This is a genomic window from Niallia circulans (assembly GCF_003726095.1).
GTDB lineage: Bacteria > Bacillota > Bacilli > Bacillales > Cytobacillaceae > Niallia > Niallia circulans_A.
Window position 1 is genome coordinate 5110746 of sequence record NZ_CP026031.1, and the last position, 18012, is coordinate 5128757.

Here is an 18012-nt window from a genome sequence, read left to right on the forward strand (position 1 = left end):
AAGTGGAAGGAGAGGTAATAGCTACCTCTCCTTACTTTATAGGGGAGTTTTTAGATAATAAAGTTGTAAACACAGCCACACAGAAAATAGTTAAGAAAGAAGCTAAAAAAGTTGTCGGCCCAACTATTTTGTAGCCGCTGGCTAAAACGATCCCATCTATTAGAAAAATGATGAAGCCTACCTGAATAGAAAGGATCTTTGATAGGACTTGGGCAAGGAGATCAGTCCCTCCAGTGCTGGTCTCAAATCGAAGCATTACGCCAATCCCTATGCCGATAATCACTCCACCCAAAATCGCACTTAATACAAGCTTCAGTGAAAATAAATCACGTAAAAAAGATAGGAAATCAATAGAGATGGAGGAAGCAAGGAAGCCAATTATGCCATAAATAAAGTATTTTCTATTATAAAACCACACCACAATATATAATGGAATGCTTAAAAGAATCATAGACAGACCTGTGGGAATCTCGTAGTGATAGTGAAGAATAAGGCCGATTCCAATTATACCCCCATCTAACAGATGATGTGGGACTAAAAATCCATTTACCCCAATGCCTATTAATAAGCTCCCTACAATTATCGCCGCTATTTTTTCTATCACTAAACATCATCCTATCTATTCCTTGTCCACTCATCTTATACATATGTTTAAAAACGCGAACATAGAAGAACTTAATCGGACAAGCAGGATGAAAATTGATCGAGCAATTGGGATATGGAAGTTAGAAGTAAGATAGGTAAAAGTACTACTTTTGCTATTAAATTCTATAAACTGGTGATTTAGCGAAATAAAATAACAGAAGATTGCGAGCATTTATTTGCTGCAAGAAAAAGTGGTGTTCATAAAGAGAATGAAAGCCAGAAAGAGCTCGGCTGCAAGAAAAAAAGGTGTTCATAAAGAGAATGAAAGCCAGAAAGAGCTCGGCTGCAAGAAAAAAAGGTGTTCATAGAGGGAATGAAAGCCAGAAAGAGCTCGGCTGCAAGAAAAAGTGGTGTTCATAGAGGGAATGAAAGCCAGAAAGAGCTTGGCTGCAAGAAAAAGTGGTGTTCAATCAAAGAATGTGCACAAGCTCATCATAAAATACACACAAAAAGCTACGAACTATTTAAAGTAACTAAAAGTGGCTTTCTTTTCTTAGATATCAGTTCTCTTCCAGCACTTTTTAACTTTTAAAGGGTCCCTTTAAATAAGAAAAACATCTTTACCCAATTAGGTGAAGATGTTTCTTATGGCCATTTATTAAGCCGTATATGATAATTTTTTACTTAAAAAAAGAAATGCAGGATATAGTAACAAATTGCAGCGATACTTGCTGAAATTGGTAATGTAATAACCCATGTAATAATCATTCGTTGTGCTGTTCCCCATTTAACTCCTTTTAAGCGATGCGCAGAACCAACACCGAGAATAGAAGAAGAGATAACATGGGTTGTACTAACTGGAAGGTGAATTAAGGTCGATCCGAAAATGATCATTGCTCCTGATAAATCAGCTGCTACCCCATTTACTGGTCGAATTTTCATAATATTTCCACCAACGGTTTTGATAATTCTCCAGCCACCTACAGAAGTCCCTAGTCCCATTGCAGTAGCACAGGCAAATTGTACCCAAAATGGCACCTCACCAGTTGAAACATAATTATTAGCTAATAAAGCCATCGTAATAATCCCCATGGCTTTTTGAGCATCATTTGTACCATGTGTATAAGACTGCAATGCTGCTGTGAATATTTGGAAATAGCGAAAACGTCTATTTGTTTTTGTTAAATTTAAATCCCTAAAAAAGAATTTAAAAATGGAGTAAATAGTAAAACCAACAATAAAGGCGATGATAGGCGAAAGAATCAATGCCTCAATGATTTTAATAAACCCAGTATAATTAAGGGAGGAGAAACCAGAAGAAGCAATTGCTGCTCCAGCGATTGATCCAATAATTGCATGGGAAGAACTACTCGGTATTCCAAAATACCAAGTAACTAAATTCCAGATGATAGCAGAAATCAATGCTGCAAGGATAACGAGAGAACCATTTGTTAATTGAAAAGGATCTACGATTCCTTTTGTAATTGTCTTTGCCACACCAGTAAAGGTCATTGCACCAATAAAGTTCATACATGCTGCCATAATAATGGCGTGCTTTGGTTTTAGTGCTTTTGTTGATACTGCAGTAGCAATGGAATTGGCTGTATCATGAAAGCCATTAATAAAATCAAATGCTAAGGCAAAGACAACGATTAAAATTGTAAGTATTAATAATGTATTCATTGGAAAAAGACTCCTTATGCGTTCTTCATAATGATACTTTCAAGTGTGTTGGCAACACTTTGACAGTAATCAGCGATATCCTCAAGATTTTCATACACTTCTTTATATTGGATAATACGAATCGGATCTTTTTCTACAGAGAAAAGGTTTTTAATCGATTGTCGTAAAATGCCATCACATTTTGATTCGTGATCTTTAATTCTAATTGCATATTCTCTAATTTTAGGTAATTTTTTAGTTGTAAGTAAATCTACTGCTTTATCAATTTCTACTGCACAGTTTTTGATTTCTTCCACAAAACGCAGCATATATTCATCTGCACTAATGATATTGTACATTTCGAAAAGTGCAGAAGTACTCTCAAGACCATCTAAAACATCATCCATACTCATTGTAAGAGCTAGAATGTCTTCTCTTTCAATCGGCGTAATAAAGGCTTTATTTAATTCTGTGATAACTTCATGAACATATGTATCACCTTTTGTTTCAATTTCCTTCATTGTTTCAGAAAAAGTTTTTAAATCGCTAACATTTGTTAGCTTATAGTCAGCAAAAAAGTCTGCTCCTTCTTTTAAATTTGAAGCGATATTTTTTAACATAACAGCAAACTTATCTTGTTTTTTAAAAACCATTATGGTTACCTCCATTAATATATAACAAATTATGACTAAGCCTTACATATTTTATAGGAAAGTTGTCGAATAGCATAGTATTTTGAAAAGAAATTTACAAAAACTTAATATTTGGTTTACAAACTTTTAAGAAAACTACATTACTTTTTTACAATATTTTCATTAATTTAATAATTTTCTCCAGGAAATTGAGTGCTTTTTCATAGCTCTATCCTAATATTGTGTCCAATTCTATATATAATAAAGTAATAGCAAAATGTCCAAATAAGAAGGAGAGCCACTGTTAATGATGAAATTATTATTATTCGAGAAAGATATGGCTTATAGGAAGAGAACAGAATCCCATAAACAAGTTCTATATATTACAATGGACATTACAGGAACTAATAATACGATTATCGAGAAGAAAGGAGATTCCTTATTAGGAGGGGAAGATTAAGTCCAATCCACTCTGTGAATCAAAAAGTTTTAATATAGAAAAGAAGCGTAATAAGAACAACAGTCAATATAATGTCCATGTGAAGATGAGAATATGTGGCAGGAAAAGGGGAAAAAGTGGAGAAAAAAGTAGTCCTCATAACAGGAGCAAATAGTGGATTTGGGAAATGGATGACAATAGAATTTGCAAAAGCGAACTATACAGTTATAGCATCGATGAGAGATAGGAATAAAAGTAGGCAGTTGGTAGAAGAAGCAACAAAAATGGGGATAATCTCTAATATAGACATAGTTTCTTTAGATATTACTTCTGAGCAATCAGTAGAAAACTTAAGTTTATATGTACAGAGAATAGGCCAGATTGACTTACTGATAAATAATGCCGGCTATGCAGGAGCCGGTTTTTCAGAGGAGATATCAATCGAAGAATATCAACGTCAGCTGGATACGAATTTTTTTGGAGCGATTCGTGTAACGCAATGTGTTCTTCCGTTTATGAGAAAGCAGCGGAGAGGAATGATTATTAATATAAGCAGCATAAGTGGCGAAATTGGATTTCCAGGCTTATCCCCATATGTTTCCTCTAAATTTGCACTAGAAGGATGGAGTGAGGCCTTAAGATTGGAGTTAGCTCCATTTTCTATTCCAGTCGTTCTAGTAGAGCCTGGTTCTTTTCAAACAAATATTTGGACAACAGGGAAGCAAATTGCTGAAAAATCTACCTTGTCTTCTTCACCTTATTATTCGTATATGAAACAGCTCGATACATATTTACATAATAGCAGCAAAAAAAATGGAGATCCAAGGTTGGTAGCTGAAAAGGTAGTTTCTATTGCAAAGAAAAAACATCCAAGATTACGTTATGTAGTTGGAAAAGGAACAAAAGGTACAATCTTTTTCAAGCATATTGTGCCATGGAAGTGGTGGGAGAAAATCGTTCTATATATTTTAAAGTAAAAATATATTAGGAAGCAGGAAATTTTTTAAAAGGAATAATTCATATTTATAGAGAAGTATTCAAATAAGTGTTATTATATGGATAATTCTGATTTTTGGAGGTGTTTTGTTTGGTCAATAGCATCGAACAGAAAGTGACGCTACATAATGGAGTAGAAATACCACAATTAGGGATTGGTGTCTTTAAAGTAGAAGAGGGAGACACCGTATTCCAAACAGTAAAAACTGCTTTGGATCTTGGTTATCGTTCTATTGATACTGCTGCCATTTATAAGAATGAAGAAGGAGTAGGCAGAGCGATAAAAGAAAGCGCTATCCAAAGAGATGAGTTATTTGTTACTACTAAAGTATGGAATGATGATCAAGGATATGATTCCACTTTAAGAGCATTTGAAACGAGTTTGAAAAAATTAGACTTAGACTACCTAGATTTATATTTAATTCATTGGCCAGGAAAAGATAAATATGTGGAAACATGGAAAGCACTTGAGAAATTATATAAAGAAGGATTAGTTAGAGCTATTGGTGTAAGTAATTTTCATGAACATCATTTAGAACATTTACTTGCAAATGCAAATGAGAAGCCAACTGTTAACCAGATTGAATTACATCCAAGGCTTTCCCAAGAGAGCGTAAGAGAATATTGCAAGAAAAAAGATATCAAAGTGGAAGCATGGTCGCCGATTGCCAAAGGTCGGTTAGTAAATGAACCGACACTTAATTATATTGCGAAAAAGCATGAGAAAACCCCTGTTCAAGTTATTTTACGCTGGCATCTGCAACATGGAAATATTATAATTCCTAAGTCTGTTCATCCAGAAAGAATCAAAGAAAATGCAGAGATATTTGATTTTCAACTAAGCTTAGTGGAAATGGATCAAATCGATCGCTTAAATATGAATGAAAGACTTGGCAGTAATCCAGATGAATTATTATTTTAATTAAATTTAAAGACTATAAAACGGAACAAACAAAAGGTCTGCGCCTAATTAATTAGGCGTAGATTTTTTGTTAGGAAGCACTTAAATGAATCTTCTTAAAACAATGAATGTAATAGTTATGTTTAAAAGACTCAAAGGGTGGTAAATATAAGTACAAGCAGATAGTGAAAATAAACCGTACGGAAAAATCATTGCTGCAGCATGTTTTTCACTATCTCATTGAAAAATATCAACACTATAAGAAAAAGGAGTGTTAAATATGGGATTTTTATGGTCATTAATAATAGGTGGTATTATAGGATGGTTAGCAGGATTAATTACTGGTAAAGATATTCCTGGTGGAGTTATTGGTAATATTATTGCCGGTTTTGTTGGAGCTTGGTTAGGATCATTAATTTTAGGAGATTGGGGTCCATCCATTGCTGATTTCGCCATTATCCCGAGCATTATCGGTGCAGTCGTTTTAGTATTTATTCTAAGCCTGATTATGCGTGGTATGCGTAAAACAACATAAAGTATAGAGAAAAAAGGAAATGAGCTTTCTTAAGCCATTTCCTTTTTTTGTTGAAAACATGCCCTTTAACTTAGCAATTCTTCCCAATCTTCATTAGGGAATATCGGCGGATTGTCTAATGGCGGAGCAAAGACTGTAATTTGTTCCTGCGAGATAGGGTGGGTGAATTGAATTTTCGCCGCGTGAAGTGCTTGTCGATGGAACATTGGTTTCCCGCCATAAAGTTTGTCTCCGGCAAGGGGATGCTTAATGGAGCTTAAATGGACTCTAATCTGATGTGTTCTGCCCGTGTCTAAAGTGCAAGAGATAAGGGTTAAATCTTCAGACGGCAGCCGCTTGATTCGTTTAAAATGGGTGATTGCCTGTTGGCCTGTTTCTGAAATTCTTCGACGGCTGCTATGATGTCGATCTTTCCCAATCGGCTTATTAATCGTTCCTTTTTTCTGTGCTAAAAAACCCTCAATAAGAGCGATATACGTTCTTTTAATTTTTCTTTCTCTTAATAGATAATCAAGCATGTTAGCGACTAAATCGTGTTTGGCAAAAAGAATACACCCGGTAGTATCCCGATCCAATCTGTGGATATGCTTTAATTGTCTTTCTTCTCCACTTAATAATAGATGATAGGCCACACCATTTAATAAGGAAGAAGTATCTTCGGGAGAATGAGGATGGGTATCGATGGAATCAGGTTTGTTTACGACTAAAAGGAAATCATCTTCATAAAGAATAGAAAGATCCATATAAATTGGGATAATGTTGTTAGGTTGCTGCTGAAAGAGATTAATTTTTAAAATATCTTCCTGCTTAAGCATGGAATTCCATGGAACATTTTGGTTATTTAATTGAACTTTTTTCTCCATTTTAAATAGATGAATTTGCTTTTTTGAAGCAAGTAAAACCTGTGAAAAGAACTCCTCGATTGATAATCCTTCCCATTGCACAGGGATTTTAAGCAGTAGCCAGTCTCCTTTTCTTTCATATATCATACATAAAATCTCCTTTGTTTTTTATACGAATGAATGATAAAAGTGTCTTAAATATAACTTAGTTATCATATCATGGTTTTAATTACCACAGAAATGGTTTTTGGGGATATGTTAGACTATGGGTAACAGTTAGGTTGAGTAAATTTATAAGAAATAAAGAGGGTGTTTCATTTCATGAAAGTCGTATTTGCATCAACACCAACACAAGAGGAAAGAATTAATGAGTTGATTCAGACCTTTTATTCGAAGGTATTTCCTTTTTACTTTTCAGATGAGGAAATTAATCAATTCGAACGATTAAAGGTTTTAGCTATTACTCCAGAAAAAGCGCAGTTATTAAGCACATTAAAAACATCTTATCAAGTAATTGCCAGTCTTCAAACCCTTGTGAACATATTGGAGGATCCAGAGAATAAGCACAAATATAAACAAGTTTTTGCAAAAAATGTCCACATTCTCGAGGAATTGGATATATTCTTTCCCTTCCATTTAGATAATTTTAGATCAAGCAGTAACGGGGATTCCTGCAATCAAGTGAATTTTAGTATGTATGCAGAGGCAAATAATTCATACTTACTTTAATTTTTTCTAACTTCCTATTGCTTATTCTTTAGGAAAGGAAAAAGGCCATCGCAGTCAATAGAAAGACGATGGCCTTTTTTATACAAAATTTTTTAGCACCCTTATTTTTTCACACTGTATTCTTCGAGCCACTGTTTAAAGACTGCAGGTTCTTTGTAGCCATTAATTCTGCTTACTTCTTTTCCATTTTTGTATTGGACAATAGTAGGAGTTGACTCGATATTGTATTTATCCCAGCCTTCCTCAAATTCCAATAAATTATATTGATCAATCGATACATTTAATTCTTTTGCAAGTGGCATTAATTCAGGAGTAGTTTTTAAACAATATTGACATTCTGAACTAAAGAAATAGACGGTCACATCTTCCTCGTTTTTTAATTTTTCCTCGAGTTCATCAGGAAGGATGATATTTTGGTAATTAGGATTCTCTAATAATTCAACTGTAGCTGGCTCCAGATCTGCTTTCTTATAGATATTGCCTTCCACAGCTTTTTCTTTTTTCATATGAGATAAAAAAGCTACCCCAGCAAATAAAATAATAATAAAGACAAGGAAAAACAGGACTTTTTTCATTCATTCATCTCCTTTGTTTTTTTCCAAATAATAAGGCTGCAAGTAAAGATAATGATAAATCCAATTAGCGCCATAAAGGGGATCGTGATAAAACCTAACCAATTTATGTACTCACCTGTGCAAGAAACTGGTCCGCAGGCTGATGACGATTCAAAGATGCTAGCTAACTTTTGGATGGAATAGTGATAAATGGAAACACATGCGCCAATCCCAGAAAGAATCATGGTATAAAAGCTGATTTTGTAATCTTTTCGAATTACCGCAATTCCTAAAATAATCACAAACGGGTACATTAAAATACGCTGATACCAACACAAAGTACATGGAACAAATTCTCTAATTTCGGAAAAGTAGAGACTGCCAAACATGCTGAGGACAGCTGCAATCCATGCCAAATATAAAATGTTCTCCCGTGAATCCTTTTGCTTTGTTTTTTCCTCCATAAGATTCTCCTTTATTGTGTTTATTGATTCCTAAAATTGATAGAAATATTTTCACTATAAAAAAAGTATAAAGGTAATCGGAATTGATGTAAACAAACTAGAATTCCAAAAGGAGAGAGATTATATCTGAAAAAAATGGGGAAATGTAAAAATAGTAAATAAAATGTAGAGTATGGATTAAGAAGATCATACATAAGGGAGTAAAATAGTATGCCAAAATTGGATTTATCGAAATTTGAGAAAAAACTCATTATCCGAAACACAGAATTTCAGGATATTGATAAAATCATGAAGCTTCAAGCGGAGTGCTTTCCAGGCATGGATCCGTGGACAAAGGATCAATTAAGAAGCCATATTGAGATTTTTCAAGAAGGACAATTTGTTGCAGAATATGATGGGGAAATTATTGGATCATGCTCTAGCTTGATTATAAATTTTGACGAATATGATGCCCGCCATACATGGGATGAAGTGACAGATGGCGGATATATCACAAATCATAATCCCCATGGCTATAATCTTTATGGAATTGAGGTAATGGTAGATCCAGAATACCGAAGAATGAAAATAGGACACCGTCTTTATGAAGCGAGAAAAGAGTTAGTGCGTCAGCTGAATTTACAAAGTATTATCATTGGCGGTAGAATACCGAATTATTATAAATATGAAGACCAAATGACAGCAAGAGAATATGTTCAAGAAGTACTTCATCATAAAATATATGATCCAGTACTGTCCTTTCAATTATTAAATGGTTTTACGTTAATGCGGATTAATCCAAATTACTTACCAGATGATGCCCAATCGAAAAGCTATGCAACGATTATGGAATGGAACAATGTAGAATACATGCCAAAATCTAAACGTTTTTTCAAAAGCAGTTATCCTGTGCGGATTTGCGTTGTTCAATATAAGATGAGACAGATAAAGAGTTTTGAGGATTTTGCCAATCAGGTAGAGTATTATACAGATGTAGCATCCAATGGGGAATCAGATTTTGTTGTATTTCCTGAATTGCTTACATCGCAATTAATGTCGTTTATGGATGAACGTGTTCCAAGTACGGCTATTAGAAAGGTAACAGAATATACAGAGCAGTATATTGAGCTTTTCACTAATTTAGCAATTCGCTATAACATTAATATTATCGGTGGTTCTCATTTTGTGAAAGAAGATGATGAAGAAATTTATAATATTGCCTATCTTTTTAGACGTGATGGCACGATTGAGAAACAATATAAATTACATATAACGCCTAATGAGCGGAAATGGTGGGGGATAAGACGAGGAGATGCCGTCAGGGTTTTTGATACAGATTGTGGGAAAATTGCGATTCAAATTTGCTATGATATTGAATTTCCAGAACTAGCCCGGATTGCAACCGATATGGGGGCGAAAATTATTTTTACCCCGTTTTGTACAGAAGATCGCCAAGGTTATTTACGTGTCCGGTATTGTGCGCAAGCTCGAGCTGTAGAAAACCAAGTTTATACGGTGATTGCTGGGACTGTCGGTAATTTACCACAAACAGAAAATATGGATATTCAATATGCCCAATCGGCTATCTTCGCGCCATCTGATTTTGAATTTGCACGAGATGGGATTGTTGGGGAAACAAACCCAAATATAGAAATGGTTATGATCGGAGATGTAGATTTAGAAATACTAAGAAGACAACGACAAAGAGGAACAGTCCGCCAATTAAAAGATAGACGCTTTGACGTATACCGAATTGAATATAAGAAGTAATCAATTATAGATGTAATATGAAATGAACAGGTAAAACCACGACTGAAGAGTCGTGGTTTTACCTGTAGACAAACTAATCTCTTTGAATTATTAGGATGTTGCTTTCCGCTTCGGGGGTTCGCTTTCCGTGGGGCTCGCGCTGAGCCGCGGTCTGCTTACAGCCTGCAGGGTCTCAGACTGTCTCGCTAATCCCACAGGAGTCTCACCCCCTCCACTCCAATCAACACATAAAAATGTAATTCTTACTTCGCCAATATCTTTTTGTCGACAAACTCAAACCACGACTGAAGTGTCGTGGTTTTTTGGTGGGATTCTATCTATTACATGGTAGTTGTGTGAATCCATTCTTCTTCGGCTAAATCGTTGGCGTGATCGATGTAGCGTAATAAGGAATATAAATGTTTTTCTATGACAGAATAATCATGTTCAAAGTTGTAGGCATGCAGAAATTGTTCAATTTTTTTTGAGAGAAAGTTATCATGGGTTCTTACCATCAATATGAGAAGATTATCCCACTCTGATCGATGAGTATAGTATAGGGCTCGATCATAATCTGTTTTGTTCATCTTTATGCCTCCTTATGTGGGAAGGAGATGATTATATTATATGGATAAAGGTAAGAATGTTACCCACTAAAAGTTGGCTATATTGATTTAAAAGGGTTTTCTGTTTTTACCTGTATAATTCTTGTGGTTTCATGTGAGAATTAATTCAACGTAATATGAATAAGGACTCCTATATATCCACAATATAAAGAAAAAAGGGGTTATTATGAAAAGGCGACTTATTATTATTCTAACTGCAATCTCAGTCTTTCTTTGTGTAAATACAAAGGAGTCCTATGCGAAATCAGTTGTTGATACGAGTGAAGTGTATACATACGAAAACTTTCAAGATGATGTTTGGATTTTAAAAAGTAAATATAAGAAACAGCTCCAAGTCCATACGATTGGAAAATCAGAATTTGGTCGAAAAATTTATGCGATTCAAATAGGGACAGGAAAGAAAAGTATCCTTTTGTCAGGTGCACATCATGGAAGGGAATGGATTACTTCTTTATTAACGATGAAAATGGCAGAGGATATTGCAGGGACAATAAAGAATGGAGACAATTTTCTTGGTTCCTATTCGATTTGGATTGTACCAATGATCAATCCAGATGGAGTCACCATTCAACAGGGGAAAATCAACAAATTTCCGTTTTTCTCGAAAAGAAAAATAAAGAAGATGAATGGCGGTCTAAATGATTTTACGCGTTGGAAAAGTAATGGGCTAGGAGTGGATCTAAATCGACAATATCCTGCTGGATGGGAGTATATAAAGGATTCCAAAAAAGAACCTTTTTATAAAAATTATAAAGGGAAAGCTCCATTTGAAGCAAAAGAGGTACAAGCCATTGTCGAGTTAACAGAAAAAATAAAACCAACGATTGCGGTTGCTTACCATTCTTCTGGTCAGGAGATTTTTTGGCAATATAATAATGGAGTGAATGAGGACAGAGATCGGATGATTGCAGAAGTTCTCGCAAAAGAAACTGGGTACAAGCTTGGGGTTCCACCTAAAGACGCCGTAGGGGGTGGATTTACAGATTGGTTTATTACGACCTATCATTTACCCGCATATACAATTGAAATATGTCCATTGGTAGATGAGCGCCACCCTTCCTTGACAAACTTTTCTAAAGAATGGGCCAGAAATAAAACCATTCCCAGAACGCTGATTGAGGAAGCCAAAAAAATAGATGCGATACATAAAAAAATGCTGGGAGATTCATAATAAGAAAAAACATTGGAGGTAAATATGAAGACTAAATCTTTATCCGTTCTTATTGTTACCATATCAGTATTAGTTATGGCATTTATGTTTCCATCCCATCATTTAGCTGTCCAAGAGTTAGATTATAAGAAATTTGGGTCTGTTGCAATGGCTGTAGTAAAGGCAGATTATCCAGAAGAGTCTGTAACTGATTATAAATATTTAGGGCGCAAAAAAATATCTCCGCAAGAAGAACAAGATTCCTTTCAATTTCTTGTAAAAGAGGGTGGAAAGGAAAAAACAGTTATTGTTGCGGTGAATCATAATACAAAAAATGATAAATTCATCTCCTTAGTAGTAGAAGAAGCAAAGCCATAAAAAAGACCGAAATGGTCTTTTTTATGGCTTTTTCCGAGTTGGTTTGCTTTCAATTCTCAGTATTTTGCATTTGTTACTAGACAATTCTATTCCAATTTATACTATTGACATAATAAATTAATCTTGTTATCATTCTCCTATTGTTTTTAAAAAGAATAGATAGACCTTGTATAAATTCAAGAATATGGCTTGAAAGTTTCTACCAGCTACCAATAAATAGCTTGTCTACAAGGAATGGGAATTTTATAACATTTTTATTCCGTTTTGTAGAAAAGCTTTGACCAAATAAGGGTCAAAGTTTTTTTTATTATCTAATGGGAAAATAAAATGAATTAGTGGTAAAACTAATCTTAGAATCACTCCCTATCGATCTATAATTTAGCAAATAGGAGACTACAACATGAGAGACTTTTTTAAATTTGCAGAACGGAACACTTCTTATGCGCAGGAAACACTTGCAGGAATAACAACTTTCCTATCGATAGCATATATATTAGTTGTAAATCCAATTATCTTAAGCCAATCCGGAATGGATAGCGGGGCTGTATTCACAGCAACTGCGCTCACGGCGATCATCGGAACATTACTTATAGGTTTACTTGCTAACTTTCCAATCGCAATCGCACCTAGTATGGGCCTGAATTCGTTCTTCACTTTTTCTGTATGTATTGGAATGGGAATAGAATGGCAGGTCGCTTTAACGGGTGTTTTTGTTGCAGGCATCATTTTTATGCTATTAAGCTTAATGAAAATCCGCGAGAAGATTATTAATATCATTCCAGCGAGTTTAAAACATGCAATCGCTGCTGGAATTGGATTTTTCATTACGTTTATTGGGTTGAAAAATGGTGGAATTATTATTGGTAATCCAGATACATTTGTCTCGATTGGTGATTTTACTTCTCCTATGACCCTGCTGGCAATTATAGGTCTTGTCATTACAATTGTTATGTTAGTACGCGGCATTAACGGCGGGATTTTTTATGGCATGGTCATTACTACGATTGTGGGAATGATTTTTGGATTAATAGAAGTTCCTTCTTCGGTTGTTGGAGATATACCAAGCCTTAAACCAACATTTGGTGTTGTATTTTCTCATTTAGATGAGATTTTTACGCCAGAAATACTGACAGTTATCTTTACCTTTTTAATTGTTGCCTTCTTTGATACTGCAGGTGCATTAATTGCCTTAACTAGTCAAGCTGGAATGATGAAGGATAATAAGATTCCTAATATCGGTAAAGGGCTGCTTGCCGATTCTGCTGCCGGTGCCATTGGGGCTATTTTAGGCACATCGACACCTGCAACGAGTGTTGAATCTTCGGCAGGTATTGCTGTCGGAGGAAGAACAGGCTTTACGTCTGTCGTCATTGCAGCTTGTTTTGTAATCGCATTGTTCTTTTCACCACTTGTTGCCGTTATTTCAGTGGAAGTTACAGCTGCTGCATTAATTGTGGTAGGGGCATTAATGGCCATGGAAATTAGGAGAATAGACTGGACGAAGTTAGAAATTGTCATTCCATCCTTTTTAACAATTATTATGATGCCTCTTACTTCTAGTGTGGCAATCGGGATTGGATTAGGATTTGTTTTTTATCCAATATGTTTAGTATCACAAAAGCGTTATAAAGAAGTTCATCCAATTATGTATGTACTTTGCTTGTTATTTATTTTATACTTTGCTTTTATCGTGTGAAGCTTTAAGTAGGGAAGGATGATAAAATATCATACAGTATATGCATTGAAAGAAAAAGGATAGAAGAGTGGAAGGAATTCGCTCTATCTATCCTTTTTTTGTACGATATTCTTATTTCCCCACAGAACAGCAATATGATAGTTGTAAATGTTTACATTGGCGATAGTTAGTATTAATATTAACTAAAATTACTATTTTTAACAAATAAGCATATTGGTAACGGAGTAAGAACAGGGGGGAGAAAGATGGGGGATGTTTGGAAAACATGTTCTTCAGAAGTGAAGGATTTTGTCTTTCATCTAAACAAAAGTATGAAGGAAATTATAAAAGACAATTACCTTGGTTTTTATATACATGGTTCTTTGGCTATGGGAGGATTTAATCCTAAAAGCAGCGATGTGGATGCTTTGGTTATTACGCATCAGTCATTAGAAGTAGAAGATAAAAGAAAATTAGCGCGGTTCTTATTAGGTTATTCCAATTCTCCATATCCCATTGAAATAAGTTTTCTAAATACGGATCAATTACGGCATTGGCAGCATCCATCTGCATTTGACTTCCATTATAGTGAGTTTTGGAGAGAACGCTTCGAAAGAGATTTGTTAAATGGTACCTATCAGTATCTAAATAGTGACATTCATTCAGATGCCGATTTAGCAGCTCATTTAACGATTACTTATCAAAGAGGCATTTGTGTAGAAGGTAAACCTATAAAGGAAGTATTTCCTTTAGTTCCAAGCGCAGATTATATATCGTCCATACTAGGTGACTATTACGATTGTTTGGAAAATATCGAAAAAGACCCCATTTATTGTTCGTTAAATTTAATAAGAGTATTTTGGTTTCTTAAAGAAGGAGTCGTTTCCTCCAAGCAAGAAGCTGGTAATTGGGGGCTTAAAACATTTCCGAAGAATGTAAGGACCATCATTCGTAAAGTCGTCGATTCTTATAAAAATGGAAATGGTACTAAGACTTTTGAGAAAGACGAACTTATCTCATTAAGAGATTATATTGCCGATAAGGTTCAAAAACTATTAAGCTAACGGATGTTTATATGGGAGATTAACTGCTAATCAAGCATCTTCGATTATGTTATACAAAATGAAAATATCTTTGGATACATAGGAAAAGAATGGGGAACTTTAGCTATAAAAAAAACTATTAAGTTACGTTATTGATAAGTGCTAATTGGTAGCAGGATTATAATTTCCAATGGAGAATCTTACAAATAATCAATCTAGCAAAATAGATAAAATAAGTATGGCTTTTTTATAAAATAGAATGTTTACAGTAAAAGTGTGTTGAACTATGCTCAACACACTTTTAGCCAATACAGATTATGATGAAAATACTTTTTTGGCTGCATCCAGTGCAGAAGCTGCCTTAGGCCAACCAGTATAGAAGGCAAGGTGCGTAATTAACTCGATTATTTCATCTTCTTTGATTTTATTTTCCATCGCTAAATTGATATGAAATGGTAATTGTTCTATGTTACCTGCTGTAATTAAGGAAGAAAGCGTAATTAGACTTCTATCTCGCATCGATAAGTTTTTTCTCTTCCATAAATCACCGAAAAGCACACTTTCAGTATAGTCTACAAATGCAGGAGCTAAATCTCCTAGCGTACTTCTAATATTTGATTTTATTTCTTTCTTAGATAAATGATTTTCTTTTATTATGGTAGTAGCAGCGTTCCAATTAGTAACCATCTGTGCTTCTCCCATACCAAATGACCAATTTTCCAATGGAGTCTCATTAAGAATGATAAAAACATTTTCTTTAGTGACAATATTTTTTTCACTAAGATTATCAGTTAGTGTATGGTATAGATTCCTCTTTTGTTCAATAGTTCTGCCTATTCCGCATGTAATTTGAATATACAAAAGTTTTTTAGTTCTTTTGGCATTGATTAAATAGTGGGAATTGAAATGGAACTGTTCTTTTTTGTGTGAATCAAATACTTGAAAAAAATCATCATATGGGACATTAAATTCTTTGATTAGAGAATTCATTATTTGTGTACTAATAAATTTTAATTCCTTCTTATTATATTGCTCTTCAAGATAACTAATTTTAATAAATGGCATATTATATCCTCCTCTATCTTATTAATATCATTGTAGTTTATAACTCTTGATCTATATAATTGAATTAATTGAATAACATAATTCGATAATTTCGATGAAGAGGGAAGATAATGGATTTAAAAGAACTAATTACTTTTCAAACGATACTAAGACAAGGGACATTTTCAAAAGCTGCAGAATCACTGCATTATGCACAATCAACAATTACGAATCAAATTCAAAGATTAGAAAAGGAATTGGGAATTAGCCTTTTTTATAGAGGATGGGAGGCTGAGTTAACACCTGCTGGGAAAATATTTGCGGAAGAAGTTGATGATCTTATCAACCATTGGAAGTTTGTTACGGAGCAGGCAAAGGCAATACAAAAAGAAGAAGTTGGAACTATTAATATAGGGATTATTGACTCAATAACGAATATAGTACCAAGTATTCTAGCTCGATTTAGTAGGGAAAAGCCTAAAATCGTTTGCAACTTTGTTGTAGGAAATACAAATTCTTTAGCAGCAGCTCTGGAGAAAAACGAAATAGACTTTGCCATATGTGCAGAAATTGCTGGACAGTTTCCATACACATTTGAATCTTTATATGAAGAGAAGCTAGCATTTATAGTCTCCAATATACACCCTTTCGCTAATAAAAGTAGAATGTACAGCTTAGAAGAGCTGTGCGATTATCCAATTGTTACAGGAGGAAAGAACTGCATTTATCAGTTAAAGTTAGAAAAAGAATTACTAACTATTTCTAAAAAGCCCTTTTGCTATACAATTAGCCAATTATCGATAATCCCACAGTTTATTATATCAATAGATGGAGCAATAGGCGTAATTGTCTCTTCCATGCCTATTCCCGACAACTGTAAAAAATTAGATGTAGAGATTAACAATTCAGATATTAAGATAGGTATTATGAGAAATTTGAGGTATGATAACATGACTTCTTCCAAACAATTACTTTTAAACTACTTAATAGAAAGCCTTTCAAGAGTTAAATAAAGGGAGAGGTGCGTTTAAAGATAATCATTCACTTAATATGATGAGATAATTAGTATTTTTAAGGTATTTCTTTATCAACAAATAAAGAAATCCGTACATGATAAATAACTGTTCTTTATATATTCAAGGGATAATAATTGCAAATATGAACAAGGGACCATCTAATATTTGATGGTTTCTTTTAATGATCAAATTTGATTAGCTATTAAGATAGTTTTTAACTGAAGGTGGATTGTACGATTGAAATTGTTCTATGAAGACGCTGGCTCAGAATCATTCATAAGTAGAAGTTCTTGTTTATTTATTTGACTAAATAATGCAGCGCCTCTCATTCCGGAAATAGAGTTCGAGTATCTGTCATTATTACATTTTATAAAACTATTGTGCAATTTTAGATATTATACTATACTGGTACCAATAAAACCGAATGAGTTTCATTCGTATTGGTAGGAGGTCTGTTTTTGCATAATAGAATTATTGATGAAACAATTAGATTGATTCAAGTAAAAGGATTTAGTTTTACAGTGAGTGAGTTAGCTGCTAATTTAGGAACAAGCAAACGAACAATTTATCAATACTTTTCTTCAAAAGATCAGATTGTTGACGAGATTATCGAAAAACTTATTCATAGTATAAAGCAAAATGAACAAGAGATTGTTATGGATGAGAATACAAATGTGTTAGATAAGATTAAACTTATCCTTTGTAGTACTCCTGAAGAGTTCGGGATTATGGATATTCGCTTATTGTCCGATTTAAAAAAGCACCATTTTCAACAATGGGAGAAATTAGATATTTTCCTAAGAGAAGAATGGTCAACTGTTCTTACTTTGATGAAGCAAGGGATAAAACAAGGAAACCTTCGAGATATTAATCTAGATATCTTTATTGAGTTGTATCTAGGTGCTATAAATCAAATTTATGCTTCGCAAAGCTCATTAACAATTAAAGAAAAATTAGAAGCAGTTATGGATATATTGTTGAATGGCATTTCGAAATATAAGGAAGGTGATTAA

At 34.1% G+C, this 18012-nt stretch carries 21 protein-coding genes and 1 riboswitch; of the genes, 13 read left to right on the forward strand and 8 right to left on the reverse strand.

The window, feature by feature from the left end; translation table 11 throughout:
• Positions 1-31: 31 nt before the first annotated feature.
• The gene (locus tag C2I06_RS24455) at positions 32-604 is read right to left on the reverse strand and encodes a YitT family protein (protein WP_123259060.1); all 573 of its coding nucleotides are present in this window, start codon (positions 602-604) and stop codon (positions 32-34) included.
• Positions 605-958: 354 nt separating this feature from the next.
• On the opposite strand from C2I06_RS24455, the gene C2I06_RS24460 reads away from it, so the two are divergent.
• Positions 959-1177 (forward strand): hypothetical protein, encoded by a 219-nt coding sequence (locus tag C2I06_RS24460; protein ID WP_123259061.1) that lies wholly within the window; start codon positions 959-961, stop codon positions 1175-1177.
• A 92-nt stretch (positions 1178-1269) separates the two neighbouring features.
• On the opposite strand, the gene C2I06_RS24465 is transcribed toward C2I06_RS24460, so the two are convergent.
• Together C2I06_RS24465 and C2I06_RS24470 are read right to left on the reverse strand one after the other, a co-directional pair.
• Positions 1270-2268, reverse strand: coding sequence for an inorganic phosphate transporter (locus C2I06_RS24465; RefSeq protein ID WP_095330175.1), 999 nt, complete (start codon positions 2266-2268; stop codon positions 1270-1272).
• Positions 2269-2282: 14 nt separating this feature from the next.
• Positions 2283-2900, reverse strand: coding sequence for a DUF47 domain-containing protein (locus C2I06_RS24470; RefSeq protein ID WP_047942753.1), 618 nt, complete (start codon positions 2898-2900; stop codon positions 2283-2285).
• A gap of 286 nt (positions 2901-3186) precedes the next feature.
• On the opposite strand from C2I06_RS24470, the gene C2I06_RS25270 reads away from it, so the two are divergent.
• The 4 genes from C2I06_RS25270 to C2I06_RS24485 all read left to right on the forward strand — a co-directional run bounded on the left by C2I06_RS25270 (position 3187) and on the right by C2I06_RS24485 (position 5750).
• Positions 3187-3339 (forward strand): hypothetical protein, encoded by a 153-nt coding sequence (locus C2I06_RS25270; protein ID WP_163186788.1) that lies wholly within the window; start codon positions 3187-3189, stop codon positions 3337-3339.
• Positions 3340-3455: 116 nt separating this feature from the next.
• Positions 3456-4295, forward strand: a complete 840-nt coding sequence (locus C2I06_RS24475) for an oxidoreductase (protein ID WP_123259214.1) — start codon at positions 3456-3458, stop codon at positions 4293-4295.
• Between the two features lie 110 nt (positions 4296-4405).
• On the forward strand, positions 4406-5236 hold the full coding sequence (locus C2I06_RS24480; protein ID WP_095330174.1) for an aldo/keto reductase: 831 nt from the start codon (positions 4406-4408) through the stop codon (positions 5234-5236).
• Between the two features lie 259 nt (positions 5237-5495).
• Positions 5496-5750 carry a GlsB/YeaQ/YmgE family stress response membrane protein gene (locus C2I06_RS24485; RefSeq protein WP_061797736.1) on the forward strand — a complete coding sequence of 85 codons (255 nt, stop codon included), beginning with the start codon at positions 5496-5498 and terminating at the stop codon, positions 5748-5750.
• Between the two features lie 65 nt (positions 5751-5815).
• On the opposite strand, the gene C2I06_RS24490 is transcribed toward C2I06_RS24485, so the two are convergent.
• Positions 5816-6739, reverse strand: a complete 924-nt coding sequence (locus C2I06_RS24490; protein ID WP_095330173.1) for an RluA family pseudouridine synthase — start codon at positions 6737-6739, stop codon at positions 5816-5818.
• Positions 6740-6913: 174 nt separating this feature from the next.
• On the opposite strand from C2I06_RS24490, the gene C2I06_RS24495 reads away from it, so the two are divergent.
• Positions 6914-7321, forward strand: a complete 408-nt coding sequence (locus C2I06_RS24495) for a DUF5365 family protein (protein ID WP_095330172.1) — start codon at positions 6914-6916, stop codon at positions 7319-7321.
• Positions 7322-7422: 101 nt separating this feature from the next.
• Here C2I06_RS24495 and C2I06_RS24500 read toward each other — a convergent pair whose 3' ends face one another.
• Together C2I06_RS24500 and C2I06_RS24505 are read right to left on the reverse strand one after the other, a co-directional pair.
• Positions 7423-7896, reverse strand: a complete 474-nt coding sequence (locus C2I06_RS24500; protein WP_095330171.1) for a thioredoxin family protein — start codon at positions 7894-7896, stop codon at positions 7423-7425.
• Positions 7893-8339, reverse strand: coding sequence for a disulfide oxidoreductase (locus tag C2I06_RS24505; protein ID WP_095330170.1), 447 nt, complete (start codon positions 8337-8339; stop codon positions 7893-7895). The genes C2I06_RS24500 and C2I06_RS24505 overlap by 4 nt, the downstream gene beginning before the upstream one ends.
• Positions 8340-8549: 210 nt before the next feature.
• Between C2I06_RS24505 and C2I06_RS24510 the strand changes: the two genes are divergently transcribed.
• Entirely contained in the window at positions 8550-10088 is a 1539-nt protein-coding gene (locus C2I06_RS24510; protein ID WP_095330169.1) for a bifunctional GNAT family N-acetyltransferase/carbon-nitrogen hydrolase family protein, read from the forward strand.
• A gap of 320 nt (positions 10089-10408) precedes the next feature.
• Here the strand turns inward: C2I06_RS24510 and C2I06_RS24515 are convergent, their stop codons facing one another.
• Complete coding sequence (locus tag C2I06_RS24515) at positions 10409-10654, reverse strand: YhdB family protein (RefSeq protein ID WP_061797721.1); 246 nt, start codon at positions 10652-10654, stop codon at positions 10409-10411.
• A gap of 205 nt (positions 10655-10859) precedes the next feature.
• On the opposite strand from C2I06_RS24515, the gene C2I06_RS24520 reads away from it, so the two are divergent.
• The 4 genes from C2I06_RS24520 to C2I06_RS24535 all read left to right on the forward strand — a co-directional run bounded on the left by C2I06_RS24520 (position 10860) and on the right by C2I06_RS24535 (position 14960).
• A complete protein-coding gene (locus C2I06_RS24520) occupies positions 10860-11864 on the forward strand; it encodes a M14 family zinc carboxypeptidase (RefSeq protein ID WP_095330168.1) in 1005 nt (334 codons plus the stop codon).
• 24 nt (positions 11865-11888) lie between these two features.
• Complete coding sequence (locus C2I06_RS24525) at positions 11889-12221, forward strand: DUF3889 domain-containing protein (RefSeq protein WP_123259062.1); 333 nt, start codon at positions 11889-11891, stop codon at positions 12219-12221.
• Positions 12222-12367: 146 nt separating this feature from the next.
• A riboswitch (purine riboswitch) is annotated at positions 12368-12469 on the forward strand.
• Between the two features lie 152 nt (positions 12470-12621).
• Positions 12622-13917, forward strand: a complete 1296-nt coding sequence (locus tag C2I06_RS24530) for an NCS2 family permease (protein ID WP_123259063.1) — start codon at positions 12622-12624, stop codon at positions 13915-13917.
• A 245-nt stretch (positions 13918-14162) separates the two neighbouring features.
• Positions 14163-14960 (forward strand): aminoglycoside adenylyltransferase domain-containing protein, encoded by a 798-nt coding sequence (locus C2I06_RS24535; RefSeq protein ID WP_123259064.1) that lies wholly within the window; start codon positions 14163-14165, stop codon positions 14958-14960.
• 294 nt (positions 14961-15254) lie between these two features.
• On the opposite strand, the gene C2I06_RS25995 is transcribed toward C2I06_RS24535, so the two are convergent.
• Positions 15255-16004: a tautomerase family protein gene (locus C2I06_RS25995; RefSeq protein ID WP_338134263.1), complete on the reverse strand. Its 750-nt coding sequence runs from the start codon at positions 16002-16004 to the stop codon at positions 15255-15257.
• 110 nt (positions 16005-16114) lie between these two features.
• Here C2I06_RS25995 and C2I06_RS24545 point away from each other — a divergent pair, with 110 nt between their 5' ends.
• Together C2I06_RS24545 and C2I06_RS24550 are read left to right on the forward strand one after the other, a co-directional pair.
• Complete coding sequence (locus tag C2I06_RS24545; RefSeq protein WP_047942737.1) at positions 16115-16996, forward strand: LysR family transcriptional regulator; 882 nt, start codon at positions 16115-16117, stop codon at positions 16994-16996.
• A gap of 461 nt (positions 16997-17457) precedes the next feature.
• Complete coding sequence (locus tag C2I06_RS24550) at positions 17458-18012, forward strand: TetR/AcrR family transcriptional regulator (RefSeq protein WP_095330163.1); 555 nt, start codon at positions 17458-17460, stop codon at positions 18010-18012.

Coding starts and splice junctions, on each gene's coding strand:
- C2I06_RS24460 (WP_123259061.1), top strand. CDS start 959: ATGAAAGCCAGAAAGAGCTCGGCTGCAAGAAAAAGTGGTGTTCATAGA.
- C2I06_RS24465 (WP_095330175.1), bottom strand. CDS start 2,268: ATGAATACATTATTAATACTTACAATTTTAATCGTTGTCTTTGCCTTA.
- C2I06_RS24470 (WP_047942753.1), bottom strand. CDS start 2,900: ATGGTTTTTAAAAAACAAGATAAGTTTGCTGTTATGTTAAAAAATATC.
- C2I06_RS25270 (WP_163186788.1), top strand. CDS start 3,187: ATGATGAAATTATTATTATTCGAGAAAGATATGGCTTATAGGAAGAGA.
- C2I06_RS24485 (WP_061797736.1), top strand. CDS start 5,496: ATGGGATTTTTATGGTCATTAATAATAGGTGGTATTATAGGATGGTTA.
- C2I06_RS24490 (WP_095330173.1), bottom strand. CDS start 6,739: ATGATATATGAAAGAAAAGGAGACTGGCTACTGCTTAAAATCCCTGTG.
- C2I06_RS24495 (WP_095330172.1), top strand. CDS start 6,914: ATGAAAGTCGTATTTGCATCAACACCAACACAAGAGGAAAGAATTAAT.
- C2I06_RS24500 (WP_095330171.1), bottom strand. CDS start 7,896: ATGAAAAAAGTCCTGTTTTTCCTTGTCTTTATTATTATTTTATTTGCT.
- C2I06_RS24505 (WP_095330170.1), bottom strand. CDS start 8,339: ATGGAGGAAAAAACAAAGCAAAAGGATTCACGGGAGAACATTTTATAT.
- C2I06_RS24510 (WP_095330169.1), top strand. CDS start 8,550: ATGCCAAAATTGGATTTATCGAAATTTGAGAAAAAACTCATTATCCGA.
- C2I06_RS24515 (WP_061797721.1), bottom strand. CDS start 10,654: ATGAACAAAACAGATTATGATCGAGCCCTATACTATACTCATCGATCA.
- C2I06_RS24520 (WP_095330168.1), top strand. CDS start 10,860: ATGAAAAGGCGACTTATTATTATTCTAACTGCAATCTCAGTCTTTCTT.
- C2I06_RS24525 (WP_123259062.1), top strand. CDS start 11,889: ATGAAGACTAAATCTTTATCCGTTCTTATTGTTACCATATCAGTATTA.
- C2I06_RS24530 (WP_123259063.1), top strand. CDS start 12,622: ATGAGAGACTTTTTTAAATTTGCAGAACGGAACACTTCTTATGCGCAG.
- C2I06_RS24535 (WP_123259064.1), top strand. CDS start 14,163: ATGGGGGATGTTTGGAAAACATGTTCTTCAGAAGTGAAGGATTTTGTC.
- C2I06_RS25995 (WP_338134263.1), bottom strand. CDS start 16,004: ATGCCATTTATTAAAATTAGTTATCTTGAAGAGCAATATAATAAGAAG.
- C2I06_RS24545 (WP_047942737.1), top strand. CDS start 16,115: ATGGATTTAAAAGAACTAATTACTTTTCAAACGATACTAAGACAAGGG.